The sequence below is a fragment of the Actinoplanes sp. NPDC049668 genome (assembly GCF_044465445.1).
Classification (GTDB): domain Bacteria; phylum Actinomycetota; class Actinomycetes; order Mycobacteriales; family Micromonosporaceae; genus Actinoplanes.
The window spans coordinates 419,932-434,006 of sequence record NZ_JBITLR010000006.1; the positions used below are offsets into that span (position 1 = coordinate 419,932).

The following is a 14,075-nucleotide window of genomic DNA, read 5'->3' on the forward strand; positions in this document are numbered from 1 at the left end:
CCGTCAGGCCCGGACCTCCTGGCGATCGAGGGCGGCGGCCGCGCGGGCGCGGCGCCGGCGGATGTGGCGGATGTGCAGCCAGGCGTAGCCGCCGATGGCGATCACCACCGCGGCTATCGCCCAGTACCGGTACTCGTGCGCCCGGTCGATGATCTCCACCAGGTGGGTGCCCAGCAGGTACGCGACGGTCGTCCACCAGCCGACCCAGAGCGCGGCGCCGATCGTGTTGTAGATCAGGAAGGTCCGCCAGGGCATCGCGGTTATGCCGGCGATCACGCCGTTGAGCTGCCGCAACCCGTCGATGAAGCGGGCGACCACGACGATCCGGTTGCCGCGCCGGGCGAAGAACCGCTCGGCGCGTTCCAGGCGTGCCGGGGTGATGAAGATGTACTTGCCGAAGCGGTGCACCGCCCGGCGGCCGCCGCGCACGCCGATCCAGTAGCCGATGTTGTCGCCGAGCACGGCCGCGACGAAGGCGACCGCGGCGACGGCGAAGATGTCCAGCCGTCCCCAGCTCGAGTAGATCGCCGCGGCGATCATGAGCGTCTGGCCCGGCGCGGGCACGCCGAAGCTCTCGACCCCGATGACACCCGCGATGGCGAGGTAACCCCATCGGTCCAGGATGGGTGCCACGCTGTGCAGGAAGCTGGGTAGATCGTCCGCGGGGGGCATGGGCTGAGCGGTCTCCCGTCATCGGTGTCGGGACTCGCGCCCCCGACGTCACACGGTAACCACCTATCGGCAACTGCGACACGGGGGTGAGCCCGGCGAGGGATCGCCGAGCTCACCCCGCAACCCGCCGCGCGGGCACGCCGGTCAATTCTGCGGAGGCGCGTCCCCCGGACCGTTTCCCCAGGTCAGGCTCGGTGTGGTCGCCAACGTGAAGCGCAGGCTGCCGCCCCTGGTGAGCACGCTCGCGGGCAGCCAGGCCCGGGTGGTCTTTTTCCCGTTAAGAGTGAGTTTCCGAACGTAGACAGCCTTACCGTCCGTGCGCGGCGCGGCGATGGTCAGGTCCCGGCCGCTCGCCAGGTGCACGACCGCGCGGGGGAAGAGCGGCGAGGTGAGTGCCAGCTCCGCGCGGGTCGGCACGGTCGGGTAGAGCCCCAGCGCGGAGAAGACGTACCAGGCGCTCATCGTGCCCGCGTCGTCGTTGCCGGGTATGCCGCCGGTCCCGTTGCTCCACTTGCCGTCGATGATCGCCCGGACGGTCTCCTGGGTCCGGTGCGCGGCGCCGAGGTAGTTGTAGAGGTATGGCGTCTGGATGTCGGGCTCGTTGGTCGCGTCGAACCTCGTGCTCTTGGTGGCGCTGAGGTCGAACGTGCCGTCCGGGTTGCGGAAGAACGCGTCGAGGCGCTCGATCGCGATCGCGTTCCCGCCCATCGCCGCGGCCAGCCCGACCACGTCGGAGTAGACCATCCAGGTGTACTGCGCGCTGCTGCCCTCGACGAAGCCCGCGCCGGTCGACGGGCTGAAGCCCTCGGCCCAGTGCCCGTCGGCGTACCGGTCGCGCATCCAGCCGACGTGTGCGCCGTCGGCCGGCGCGGGGGTCGGCACGGCCGGGTCGGCGAGCTCCAGCTCGGCGAGCTGCACGATCGGCGCGCCGCCGTTCGCGGTGACCTCCAGCCGGTACTCGCGGTACGGCCGCGGCTCGGCGACCGTGTACAGCCGGGTCTGTCCGCGGGCCTCGAACGTCTGCCCGGTCCGGGTGTCGAGGTCCGTCCAGGTGGTGCCGTCGTCCGAGCCCTGCAGCCGCCAGTCCCGCGGGTCCCGCGCCGGCACGTCGTTCGCGGAGGTCAGCGCGTACCTCTCGACAGTGAGCGGCGCGGACAGGCCGGCGCGCACCCAGCCGGTGGCGGCGAACGTGAGCCACTTGGTGCCCTTGTCGCCGTCGAAGGCCTGCGCCTTGCCCTCGCCGGGCGGGTTCTCCCCGCTCGCGGTGATCGCGGTGATCCGCTCGCGGATGTTGTGCTCCAGGCCCGGGTCGGCCCGGGCGGCGGGGTCGAAGACGTTGCGCCAGTTGTGCGAGCGGCGCAGGAACTCCGCGTGCGTCTCGTCCTCGCCGAGCGCCTTGGCCAGCTCGGCGATGCCGTAGTCGGCCGCCGCGTCCTCCAGCGTCTCGGCCGCGCCGCCCCAGCAGTGGCAGTCGTCGGCCGGCACGTAGCCCAGCGTCAGGTACTTGTCGAGGGAGGGCCGCTGGCCGACGCACTCGACGTTGCAGCCGGCGTCGCTGGAGTCGTTCGCGGTCGGCACGGTCGCCGCGCGCACCAGCGAGTCGAAGGCGCCCCGGACGTCGAAGTCGCGGGCGCCGAAGGCGTACATGCCGGCCACCGCGGCCGCCGACGGGTCGCCGGACATGACCGCGGTCTTGCCGTGCTGCAGCAGCCAGCGGTCCCACTCGCCGTCGCGCTGGGTCGCGTAGTTGTACAGCGACTGCGCGAAGTCCGACGCCATCTTCGGGTCGAGCAGGGCGAGCAGCTGCACCTGGGCGCGGTAGACGTCCCAGCCGGAGAACGTGCCGTACTGGGCCCTCTGCCGGGTGGACAGGCGGTGTATCTCGTCGTCGGCGCCGTAGTAGCGGCCGTCGACGTCGCTGGTCAGGGTGGGCTCCAGCATGGCGTGGTACAGCGCGGTGTAGAACGTCGTGGTCTGGTCCTCGGTGCCGCCGCCGATCCGGATCCGCTTGAGCCGGTGCGACCAGGCCCGGCGGGCGTCGGCCTTGATCGACTCGAAGGTCCGCCGCTCGGGCGACTCGCGCTCCAGGTTGGCCCGCGCGCCGTCCAGGCTCACGTACGAGATGGCGACGCGCATCCCGACGGCGGTGGTGCCGGGCGCGAACGACACGTAGCCGCCGGAGCCCCGGCCCGGGTTGGGCCGCCCGGTCGCGCTGTAGCCGCTGCCGCCCTCGGCGTCGGTGCCGCCCGGTGTCAGCGTCGCGTCCTTCCAGGTGCCGGTCGCGGCGAACGGCTGGTCGAGCTTCGCGACGAAGTGCAGCGTGTAGTAGGCGTGCGAGTTGTTGGTGCTCTGCGGTCCGCAGAAGTTGCCGGCGCTCACCGAGCCGCTGACCGTCTGCGTCGCCGGGTCGAGGTGCACCGTCGCGGCCTCGCTGCCGGTCTCCGACATCGACGTGCGGAACAGCAGGGCGGCCGGCTTGTCGGCGGGGAAGGTGAACCTGCCGTAGCCGGTGCGCGGCGTCACGGTCAGCTCGGCGCCGGCGCCGCTGTCCAGTCCGACGGAGTACCAGCCGGGCGCGGCGGCCTCGTTGGCGTGCGAGAACGTGCTGGCGTAGACGGCGTCGACGGCGTCCGCGGTCGGGGACGTCGCGACGTCGCCGACGTGCGGCATGATCGGGATGTCGCCGTTCGCGCCCGAGCAGCCCACCCCGCTGAGGTGGGTCAGGCTGAGCCCGCGGATCCGGGTCGCCGTGTACTGGTAGCCGCCCGGCGCGGGCGTCGAGAGCTGGTTGCCGCGCGAGGTCTGCGGGCTCCAGGCCAGCATCCCGAACGGCGTCACCGCGCCCGGGTAGGTGTTGCCCAGGTTCGTGGTGCCGATGAACGGGTTCACGTATGCCGCGGGGTCCGCGACCAGCGCGGGCGGCGGCGCGGCCCGGGCGGCCGAGCCGATCGGCACGGCCAGGGCGAGACCCAAGAGCGCGGCAACGGTACGGAATCCGAGCATGCACTTCCCCCTGATGACATCGATGTCATGACCCGTCAAGGGGAAGCCTTTATCGACAAGCTCCGATGTGTCAACCCTCCTGGGCCCGTTCTTCCCGTTCGTACGGATCGGGCCGTGACCGCCGATTGAACTACCGGCCGCCGAGATCCGTTCCTCTGATGGGAATGTCCCGGAGGAGGGCCACGTCTTGTCTGGTTCGGTACGCGAAGCACTCGTCGCACGGTTCCGCCGCGCCGAAAAAGCGGAGGCTGCGGTCGAGGCCGAGCCGAAACCGCAGGCGGACACCGCGGTGGCCGAGGCGGAGGCCGCGCCCACGCGGGGCCGGATCCGGCGGATCGCCGGGCATGTACTCACCGTTTCGGCGATCGTGCTGGTCTTCGCCGCGCTGATCATGCCCAACGTGATCAGCCGGCTGGAGCGCCCGGGCACCTACCTGCGGCTGCCCATCGAGGGCTTCGTCGCCGTCGGCCTGATCATCCTGCTGCCCGGCCGGTGGAAGCGGATCGCCGCGGGCGTGCTCGGCGCCGGGCTGGGCCTGCTGACCGTCCTGAAGATGATCGACATGGGCTTCAACGAGACCCTGAACCGGCCGTTCGACCTGGTGCTCGACTGGGAGCTGCTGGACGACGCGCAGTCCTTCCTCAAGGACACGGTCGGCGACGCCGGCGCCAAGGGCGCGCTGGTCGGGGTCGTCCTGCTGGTCGTCGCCATCCTGGCGCTGACCAGCCTGGCGGCGATGCGGATCACCAGGGTCGCCGCCGCGCACCGCCGGGCCACCGCGGGCACGGCCATCACCGGCACCGCGGTCTGGCTGGTCATGCTGCTGCTCGGCGTGCAGGTCTTCAACATCCCGGTGGCCGCCCGCAGCTCGGCGCTCTACGTCTACAACCGGGCGGGCGCCGTCGTCTCGGGCCTGCAGGACGAGAAGAACTTCGCCCGGGAGGCCGCGAACGACGCCTTCGCGGACACCCCGGGCGACCAGCTGCTGACCGGGCTGCGCGGCAAGGACGTCTTCTTCACCTTCGTCGAGAGCTACGGCCGCTCCGCGATCGAGGACCCGAAGCTGGCCCCCGGCACCCTCGAGGTGCTCGCCGAGGGCACCGAGAGCCTCAAGAAGGCCGGCTTCGCGGCCAAGAGCGGCTTCCTCGCCTCGTCGACGTACGGCGGCAACAGCTGGCTGGCGCACTCCACCTTCCTGTCCGGCGTGTGGATCGATAACCAGCAGCGGTACCGCAACCTGATGGCCAGCGACCGGCTGACCATGACGATGGCGTTCAAGAAGGCCGGGTTCGACACCGTGAGCGTGATGCCGGGCGCCACCAAGGCGTTCCCGGAGGGCAGCTTCTACGGCTACAACCGGGTGTACGACTCGCGCAACACCGGCTACGTCGGCCCCAAGTTCAGCTGGGCGCCGCAACCGGATCAGTACACCATGTCCTGGTTCGAGAAGAACGTGCACGGGCCCGCGCACGCGCCGATGATGGTCGAGATGCCGCTGGTGTCGAGCCACACGCCGTGGGCGCCGATCCCGCAGTTCATCGACTGGAACGACGTCGGCGACGGCTCGATCTACAAGCAGATCCAGAAGGAAGGCAAGCGGCCGAAGGCGATCTGGAAGGACCCGGCCAAGGTGCAGCGGGAGTACTCGCGGTCCATCCAGTACACGCTCACCACGATCACCACTTGGCTGGAGCTGTACGGCGACGAGAACACCGTCATGGTCTTCCTCGGCGACCACCAGGCCTCGAAGATCGTGACGGGCGAGGGCGCCAGCCACGACGTGCCGATCACCATCGTCGCCAAGGACAAGACCGTGCTCGACAAGATCGCCGACTGGGGCTGGACCGACGGGCTCAAGCCGGCCCCGGCGGCGCCGGTCTGGCGGATGAACGAGTTCCGGGACAGGTTCCTGACCGCGTACGGGCCGTCGGACGACGTCAGCCGGGCGCTCTCGCCGCCTCAGCGCTGAGCACCGCCCAGCCGGCGGCGGGCAGCGCCACCGTCGCGGCGGCCGAGCCGGGCGCGCTCAGCTTCGCCTCGCCGTGCAGGACGCTCGTCGCGTGCGCCACGGGAAGCTCGGCGGGGTCGGCGCCGGCGTTCAGGGCCACCAGCAGTCGATGGCCGCCCGCCGCGGCCTCGTAGGCGAACTGCTCGTTGGTCAGGTGCACCGTGCTCGTCCGGGCGCGGTGCAGCCACGGGTGCCGCCGGCGTAGCCCGATCAACTCCTGGTGCAGGTGAAAGAGCGGCCGGCCGTACGGCGCGAGGTCGTCCGGGCGTTCGGGGAACGGCGGCCGGACCGCGTCGTCGCCGTGCTCGCGGTCCTGCTTGACGCCGGTGAAGCCCTGCTCGTCGCCCGAGTACACCGACGGCGTGCCGCCGACCGTGAGCAGCAGCGCGAGGGCGTGCGGCAGGTGCCGCGGGTCGGTGATCCGGCTGGCCAGCCGCGTCACGTCGTGGTTGCCGACGAACGTCTGCGGCACGAAGGTGTCCAGGAACGTGTTGTGCCGGTCCAGCGCCCAGGCGAGCTCGAAGAAGTTTCCCTCGTTGAGCGCGCTCCACACGGCCTTCCAGAGCTCGTACTGCGTCACGGAGTCCACCGTGGAGCGCGCCACGAAGTCGGCGTAGTCGCCGTGGATGACCTCGCCCAGCAGGTACGCGCCGGGGAATTCGGCGCGGACCCGCGGCAGCACGCCGGCCCAGAACTCGGCCGGGACCGCGTACGCGGCGTCCAGCCGCCAGCCGTCCGCGCCGCGCCGCAGCCAGTGCGTCATCACGCCGGCGACGTAGTCGGCGACGGCCGGCTCGGAGTGGTTGAGCGCGACCAGCGCGTCGTGCCCCTCGAACGTCTCGTACCGCGGCGCGCCGCCGCCGTCGGGGCGGGCGGCCCGGAACCAGCCCGCGGTCGGCGCGTCGCCACCCTGCGCGAGCACCGCCTGGAAGGCGGCGTGCCCCCGGCCGACGTGGTTGAAGACGCCGTCGAGCAGCACCCGCAGCCCGCGGTCGTGCGCCGCGGCGATCAGCGCGTCGAAGTCGGCGTCGTCGCCGAGCCGGGGGTCGATCCGGAGGTGGTCGACCGTGTCGTAGCCGTGCGTCTCGGACGCGAAGACCGGGCCGAGCAGGAGCCCCGAGGCGCCCAGCTCGATCGCGTAGTCCAGCCAGTCGGTGATCCGAGCGAGCCCGCCGCCCGCGCCGCCGTCCGGGTACGCGCCGGTGAAGCCGAGCGGGTAGACCTGCCACCACACGGCGTGCTCCACCCAGCCGGGCTCGCTCACGGCATCAACTCGCTTTCTCGCACGCGTGAGCATACGCAGAACGCCGGCCCGAACCGGGCCGGCGATCTGCGTGTCTGGGTGTCCGGGTGCGGGTCAGAGCAGCTCGCTGGCCAGCTGGCCGCGCAGCTTGGTCAGTGCCTTGGTGAGCAGGCGGCTGACGTGCATCTGGGAGATGCCGATCTGGTCGGCGATCTGGGACTGGGTCAGGTTGCCGTAGAAGCGCAGGGTGAGGATCTTCTGCTCGCGTTCGTCGAGGGTGGCCAGGGCCGGTCCGAGGGCGACGCGGGTTTCGGCGACCTCGAACTCGTGGTCGGTGTCGCCGAGGGTGTCGCCGAGTTCGGTGGTGCCGTCGGCGCTGATCGGGGTGGAGAGGCTGGTGGCGTTGTAGGCGCGGGCGCCTTCGAGGCCTTCCAGGACGTCTTCCTCGGTGACGCCGAGGTGGACGGCGATGTCGGCGACGGTGGGTGAGCGGCCGAGGGTGTGGGTGAGGGTGCTGTTGGCCTCGGTGATGGCCAGGCGCAGTTCCTGTAGGCGGCGGGGTACGCGTACGGACCAGGTGCGGTCGCGGAAGTGGCGCTTGATCTCGCCGATGATGGTGGGGATGGCGTAGCCGGCGAAGTCGACGCCGCGGTCGGGGTCGAACTTGTCGACGGCTTTGATGAGGCCGACGGTGGCGGTCTGGACGAGGTCGTCGGTGGGTTCGCCGCGGCCGGAGTAGCGGTGTGCGAGGTGGCGGGCGAGCGGCAGCCAGGCCTCGATCGCCCGGTCCCGAAGCGACGCGCGGGAGGGGTGACCGGCCGGCATCGCCGCCATCGCGTTCAGCAGATCGGCGGCGCTCTCCGCCGGTGCCGTGCTGATCGCCGGCTTGGTCCTCGTCCCGGTGGACTGCATGACAGTCATCTCGTGTCCTCCTTGTCACCTGTCCGGAGAGCCGGCCCGGCGTTTCGCCGGGCCCGGGTCGGGCAAGGTATCGCTTTCGGCTCGGGGCCGACGGCGATCGATGGATCACCGCCGTCCGGGCACGTATGGCCGTTCGGTTATGCAGAGGTTAGCCGAGTGGGCCATAGATGACTAGCCGAAAGTATGAGTCACGTTAAGTAACCATGCGATCACAGTGGACGGGCTCAGGGGCGGCGGCGCCGGAGCAGGGCGACGCCGACCGCCCCCACCAGGGCGATTACGCCGATCACCGCGGCGATGGGCAGCCAGCCGGCCCCGCCCTTTTCCTCCTCCTGGGCGACCGGAACCGGAGCCGCGACCGTGGTTGGCGCGGCCGGCGGCGACGCCGGGGACGCGGGCGAGGTCGATGGCGCGGCCGCGTTCACGGTGAACGAGTACTTGCCCTGTACCGGGTGACCGTCCTGCGAGACCACCCCGTAGGTCACGGTGTACGCCCCGTTCGGCAGCGGCTCCGTGAACGTGATCGAGCCCGTCTTGCCGTCGGCCTTCGGCGCGGAGGCCGGCACCTCGCGTCCCCCGGCGTCGGTCACCACGATGGTCGTACGGTCGGCGTCCAGCTTCTGCAGGAACCTCAGCCGGACCTCCTCCGGCGCCGTCTTCAGCTTCGCGGACTTGCCGGGCGTCGCCTCCACCAACGCGTTGTGCGCCCACGCGGGGGCGGCGGTCAGGGCGGCGAGCAGGGCCGCGGTCAGGGCGGCGGCGACGATACGAAGGAGACGCATCCGTACTTCCTAGCCGAGCGGGTACCCGGCCAGCCACCCGCCCGCCCCGGATACGGCCGTGGCGCCGGCCTCGGGTGGGGCCGGCGCCACGGCGCGGGGGAACGTGCTGCTGGGGACGGTGAAGTCATTTTCATCGATGCATTAGTTAACAAGCAAGCAATCTAAGTTCCGGAACTAGCGCCGCCGCGAACCGCAGTGACCTGGCTCTCGCCGTGGGCGGTCGGCGTGCCCGGTCCGGCATGCTGGACCACGGTCTCCGGCGGATCGAAATCCGTCGCGGCCACGATGGAACGGGGATCGTGCCCAAATGGTGATTTGACAGTCTTTGGGGCAGGCGCGAAGGCTGTCATCGGCATTCTGATCTGCCCGGGAGGTTCCTTGCTCGCCCTGTCCCGCCGCCAGCTGCTCGCGCTGGCGGGCGTCGGCGGTATCAGTGGTGCCCTCACCCTGCCCGGACGCGCCCTTGCCGCCACGCCGGACCCGGTCGCCGAACGCTACCGCGAGGCGCTGCACGCGCACACCCGCTGGGTGGAGGAGCAGTGGGACACCGGGATCGGCGCCTACCGCGCCGCCGACTTCTGCTTCGTCTCCGTCCTCGGCAACGCGGTACTGCTCCGCATGGACGACTACGACCCGCGGCTCGCCGACGTCGACGCGCCGACCCTCAAGGCGAAGACGCTCGCCACCATCGCGCGGTACGCCGCCACCAACCGGCTGGCCGGCGGCACCGAGTGGGGCCGGCGGCTCTTCTGGGACTCCACCTTCGAGCTGTACTTCGTCCTCGCCGCCCGGCTGCTCTGGGACGACCTGGACGAGCAGACCCGCGCGAACATCGACCGGATCGCGGCGGGTCAGGCGGCGTACGCGTACGGCCTGGGCTCCGACGACGACCCGCTCAGCGGCGGCTGGTCGCCGCGCGGCACGACCGGCGGCTGGGCCGGCGACACCCGGCTGGAGGAGATGGGCGTATACGCGCAGGCCCTCGCGCCCGGCCTCGCCTGGGCCGGGGCCTCGGACGAGGCGGCCGAGGGGTGGCAGGAGCGCTTCCTGCTGTGGGCGACGAACGCGAGCGGCCTGCCGGTCGCCGACCTCGCCAACCCCGCCGTCGTCGACGGCGAGCGGATCGACCTGCGGACCACCGCGCACAACCTGCACGACACCTTCATCGTGGAGAACCACGGGTCGGTCAACCCGCACTACCAGGCCGAGCTCTGGCGGATGGCGGGCCGCGCCGCGATCCACTTCCTGCTCGCCGGCCGCCCGCTGCCGCAGGTGCTCACCGCCGCGCCGAACGGCGAGCAGCTGTGGGCCACGCTGCGGCTGCTGGCCAGCGACGCCGGCGAGCCGGTGATGCCGATGGTCGCCGACCGCTACCACCTGTACGGCCGGGACGTCCTCCCGCTCGCGTTCCTCGCGCAGGTGCAGGGCGACCGCGACGCCGCCCGCGCCGAGGCCGACCTGGCCGAGCGCCTGATGCCCTACCTGCGGTACGAGCCGAAGTACCGGCTCACGAAGTTCAGCGGCGAGGAGAAGTACGAGCCCGAGGCCCGCGCCGAGCTGGCCATCTCCTACCTGTTCCACCGCCTGCGCACCCGCCCGGTCCAGCCGGTCGGCCGGGCCGAGTTCTTCCGCCGGGCCGGCGGCACCCGGGACTTCGGCAAGGAGGTCGGGCTGACCGCGCACCAGTCCGAGCACGCGTTCGCCGGCGCGGTCACCAAGGCCGGCTTCGTGAACTTCCTGTGGCAGCCCAAGCACGACAACTGGCTGATCGACACCCGGGAGCCGGCCTTCCTGCCCGCCGGCAGTCGACCGACCGGCAGCTGGACCCGGGCGTACCAGCGCAACCGCGACGGTCTCGACGCGACCGCGACCGTGCTCGCCTTCGACGGCGACCGCGCCGCGGGCTTCGCCACCCTGCCCACCGGCGCGGTCGTCTATGCGAGCACCGGCCTGTCCGGCGAGGGCCGCCTGACCCTCTTCACCCTCGACATGCCCGGGATGCCCGGCCTGTCCGGCAAGCGGCGCTTCACCACGCCGGACGGCGGCGCGGTGCTCGGCGACCAGGGCAAGGCGGGCGTCACCTTCAGCCCGCGCGACGCCCGCTGGGTGCGGATGCTCGGCCGCGAGCCCGGCACCGAGTTCGGCTACTCGATCTTCACCTTCGCGGTCCTCGACACCAAGGGCGCCGACCTGGCGCAGGGCGCGATGCCGACGGCCTCCTCCGAGGACATCTGGAACCCGGCGCGCAACGCCACCGACGGCAATCCGGAGACCCGCTGGGCGGTCGCCCGCGAGGAGCGCGGCCGGGCCGACAGCTGGCTCGCGGTCGACCTCGGCTCCGCCGTGAAGGTGGCCGGCGTGCGGATCGACTGGGAGGCCGCGTACGGCAAGGGTTTTGTGATCCAGACCTCGACCGACGGCCTGACCTGGACCGACGCGGCCGCCGTCCCGGAGACCCGGTCCGCGTCCGGCTGGGTCGGCGTCGACGGCCGGTTCGGCATCGTCACGCACGGCACGTCCCGCAAGATCGTGGTGAGCGCGGGCGCGGTCTCCGCGCCGGCGCCCGTCATCGAGGGCTACCCGGGCACCACGACGAACCTGGCCGCGGCCGCCGCCCGCACCCTGCCCACCGCCGAGGGCCTGCTGATCAGCGACGCCGACGGCTACCTCAGCGTCTTCAACCTCACCCCCGCCCGGGTGGACGCCGCCGTGCGCCTCCCGTCCGGCCGGCGCATCTATCGCGGCAAGCAGACCGCCCGCGGCAAGGGCCTCGAGTGGGCGACGAGCCTGGCGGGCGGCACGGCCGTCGTCGAGCCGCCGCGCTTCCTGCTCGACGAGCCGGCCCCGGACGGCACCCGGTTCGAGGCCCGGGACTCGAACCACCTCCAGATCACCGCGCCCGCCCGGCGCCGGGTCGACCTCACGGTCCGGGCCGGCTCCTGGTCCGCCCGGGTGCGGCTGCGGGCCGGCCGGTCCCGCACCCTGGTCGTACCGGGGCATCCGGTGACGCCGACCGCCGACCTGGCCCGCGGCCGCACCACGTTCCCGACCTCGCCGCTGCCCGCCGGCATGAACCCGCCCGCGCGCGCGGTCGACGGCGACCCCCGCACGGCCTGGCGGCCGGGGGAGTCCGGCCGGATGGTGGTGGACCTCGGCGCGGTCGTCGCGGTCGACGACGTCCGCCTGACCTGGTCGAGGGGGCGCCACCGGAAGTGGCGCATCGAGGCCTCCGCCGACGGCCTGACCTACTCGGCGCTCGGCGATCGGGCCCGCTATGTCGCCGTGGCGGTCGAGGGGTGGCGCCCCGGCGACGCGGAGCTGATCGAGCTCGCGGTGTTGTGACCGGTCGGCCGCGCCCGAAATGTGCGTGGCGTGGACGACGCCGGTATGCTGTTCGGCGGGCCGTGACTGGCGCGTTCGGATGGGCCAACCATCGTGGAGCGGCCCCGTCTCGTGGAGACCGGTCCGCTGGACGACCTGCCGTGCGCCTGGGCCTCTTCACCTGTGATAGGGAGGTCCGATGTCCGCACTGAATGCCGAGTCGACCGCTTTCCGTTCCGCCCTCGAGGCGGTACGCGCCGTCGAGCCCCGCATCGCCGACGCGATCGCCAAGGAGCTCACGGACCAGCGCGAGTCCCTCAAGCTGATCGCGTCCGAGAACTACGCCTCTCCCGCCGTGCTGCTCGCCATGGGCAACTGGCTCAGCGACAAGTACGCGGAGGGCACCATCGGCCGCCGCTTCTACGCCGGCTGCCAGAACGTCGACACCGTCGAGGCGGTCGCGGTCGAGCACGCCAAGGCCCTGTTCAACGCGCCGTACGCGTACGTGCAGCCGCACTCCGGCATCGACGCCAACCTGGTCGCGTACTGGGCGATCCTCGCCGACCGGGTCGAGGCGCCGGCGCTGGCCAAGGCGCAGAAGCGCAACGTCAACGACATGACCGACGCCGAGTGGGCCGAGCTGCGGTCCGCGTTCGGCAACCAGCGCATGCTCGGCATGTCGCTCGACGCCGGCGGGCACCTCACCCACGGCTTCCGGCCCAACATCTCCGGCAAGATGTTCGACCAGCGCAGCTACGGCGTCGACCCGGCGACCGGCCAGATCGACTACGCGGCGCTGCGTGCCTCGGCGAAGGAGTTCCGGCCGCTGGTCATCGTCGGCGGCTACTCGGCGTACCCCCGCAAGGTGAACTTCCGCATCATGCGGGAGATCGCCGACGAGGTCGGCGCGACCTTCATGGTCGACATGGCGCACTTCGCGGGCCTGGTCGCCGGCAAGGTCTTCACCGGCGACTTCGACCCGATCCCGAACGCGCACATCGTCACCACGACGACGCACAAGAGCCTGCGCGGCCCCCGCGGCGGCGCGGTCTTCTGCCAGCCGGAGCTCTCCGACCAGGTCGACCGCGGCTGCCCGATGGTGCTCGGCGGCCCGCTCTCGCACGTGATGGCGGCCAAGGCGATCGCGTTCGCCGAGGCCCGCCGCCCCGAGTTCGCCGACTACGCGCAGCGCATCGTCGACAACTCCCAGGCGCTCGCGGCCGGCCTGACCAGCCGCGGCGCCACGGTCGTCAGCGGCGGCACCGACAACCACCTGGTGCTGATCGACGTCGACAAGTACGGCCTGACCGGTCGTCAGGCGGAGCAGGCGCTGCTCGACTCGGGCATCGTCACGAACCGCAACTCGATCCCGCAGGACCCGAACGGCGCCTGGTACACCTCCGGCATCCGCATCGGCACGCCGGCGCTGACCACCCGCGGCCTCGGCGCGGCGGAGATGGATCAGATCGCCGAGCTCATGCACACGGTGCTGAGCAGCACCAAGCCCGGCGCCTCCAAGGCGAAGTTCGACCTGGACGCCGCGGTGTCCGACCGCATCTCGAAGCAGGCCACCGAGCTGCTCGCGGACTTCCCGCTCTACCCGAGCGTCGACCTCGGCTGATCCCCGACCGTGAAGGGCCGCGTCCGCCGGGCGCGGCCCTTCGTCGTCTGACGGGCGGGTCGGGGAAGCGCTTCCCCATATTCTGTCGCAGCGTCCTATTTGCATAGCATGTCGGTAATGATCGTCTTGCAAGTCCAAGCTCATTCGGGCGCGTCGATCCCTGGGCGGACAATCGTTATCGAGGCCCGGGTGGGCCCGTCGTGGCCGCCCGGAGGATCGCTCGGGTGCAAACCCCATCGGTCGCTGCGTCAGTCCTAATTGCAGCTCAAGGCCGATGAGGCGGAGTGTCGGTCACACAAAGTGAGGCGGTCGTCGCGGCCGGGCGGGCGCGATCCATCGACGCTTAACTTTTGGACTCACCTTTGACACATGAGCGTTACGAACCTAGCGTCCAGGAATCGGGGGAGCGCTCTCTCTGAGAGCGCCTCCCGCTATCCCCATCGGGAGCTTTCCCCGGCTCCCACCCGGACGCGCATCCCCCGCGCCCGTACCGCCGTGTCTAGG

Annotated in this window: 8 protein-coding genes; 3 read left to right on the forward strand and 5 right to left on the reverse strand. The window is 71.7% G+C overall.

The genetic code is table 11. The features are described 5' to 3' along the window. Nucleotides 1–3: 3 nt before the first annotated feature. Nucleotides 4–672, reverse strand: a complete 669-nt coding sequence (locus tag ACIBSW_RS26550) for a DedA family protein (RefSeq protein WP_354728311.1) — start codon at nucleotides 670–672, stop codon at nucleotides 4–6. 144 nt (nucleotides 673–816) lie between these two features. Further along, a complete protein-coding gene (locus tag ACIBSW_RS26555; RefSeq protein WP_354728313.1) occupies nucleotides 817–3,675 on the reverse strand; it encodes a GH92 family glycosyl hydrolase in 2,859 nt (952 codons plus the stop codon). A 187-nt stretch (nucleotides 3,676–3,862) separates the two neighbouring features. Between ACIBSW_RS26555 and ACIBSW_RS26560 the strand changes: the two genes are divergently transcribed. After that, nucleotides 3,863–5,644 carry a sulfatase gene (locus ACIBSW_RS26560; protein WP_354728315.1) on the forward strand — a complete coding sequence of 594 codons (1,782 nt, stop codon included), beginning with the start codon at nucleotides 3,863–3,865 and terminating at the stop codon, nucleotides 5,642–5,644. Here ACIBSW_RS26560 and ACIBSW_RS26565 read toward each other — a convergent pair. From ACIBSW_RS26565 to ACIBSW_RS26575, 3 genes are all read right to left on the reverse strand, one after another. Beyond that, on the reverse strand, nucleotides 5,613–6,947 hold the full coding sequence (locus ACIBSW_RS26565; RefSeq protein WP_354728317.1) for an alpha-amylase family glycosyl hydrolase: 1,335 nt from the start codon (nucleotides 6,945–6,947) through the stop codon (nucleotides 5,613–5,615). The genes ACIBSW_RS26560 and ACIBSW_RS26565 overlap by 32 nt on opposite strands. Before the next feature lie 93 nt (nucleotides 6,948–7,040). After that, nucleotides 7,041–7,847, reverse strand: a complete 807-nt coding sequence (locus ACIBSW_RS26570; RefSeq protein WP_404799461.1) for an RNA polymerase sigma factor SigF — start codon at nucleotides 7,845–7,847, stop codon at nucleotides 7,041–7,043. Nucleotides 7,848–8,071: 224 nt separating this feature from the next. After that, complete coding sequence (locus ACIBSW_RS26575; protein WP_354730837.1) at nucleotides 8,072–8,629, reverse strand: copper resistance CopC family protein; 558 nt, start codon at nucleotides 8,627–8,629, stop codon at nucleotides 8,072–8,074. 378 nt (nucleotides 8,630–9,007) lie between these two features. Between ACIBSW_RS26575 and ACIBSW_RS26580 the strand changes: the two genes are divergently transcribed. Next, nucleotides 9,008–11,971, forward strand: a complete 2,964-nt coding sequence (locus ACIBSW_RS26580; protein WP_354723984.1) for a discoidin domain-containing protein — start codon at nucleotides 9,008–9,010, stop codon at nucleotides 11,969–11,971. 178 nt (nucleotides 11,972–12,149) lie between these two features. After that, on the forward strand, nucleotides 12,150–13,571 hold the full coding sequence (locus ACIBSW_RS26585) for a glycine hydroxymethyltransferase (protein ID WP_354723982.1): 1,422 nt from the start codon (nucleotides 12,150–12,152) through the stop codon (nucleotides 13,569–13,571). Nucleotides 13,572–14,075 lie beyond the last annotated feature (504 nt).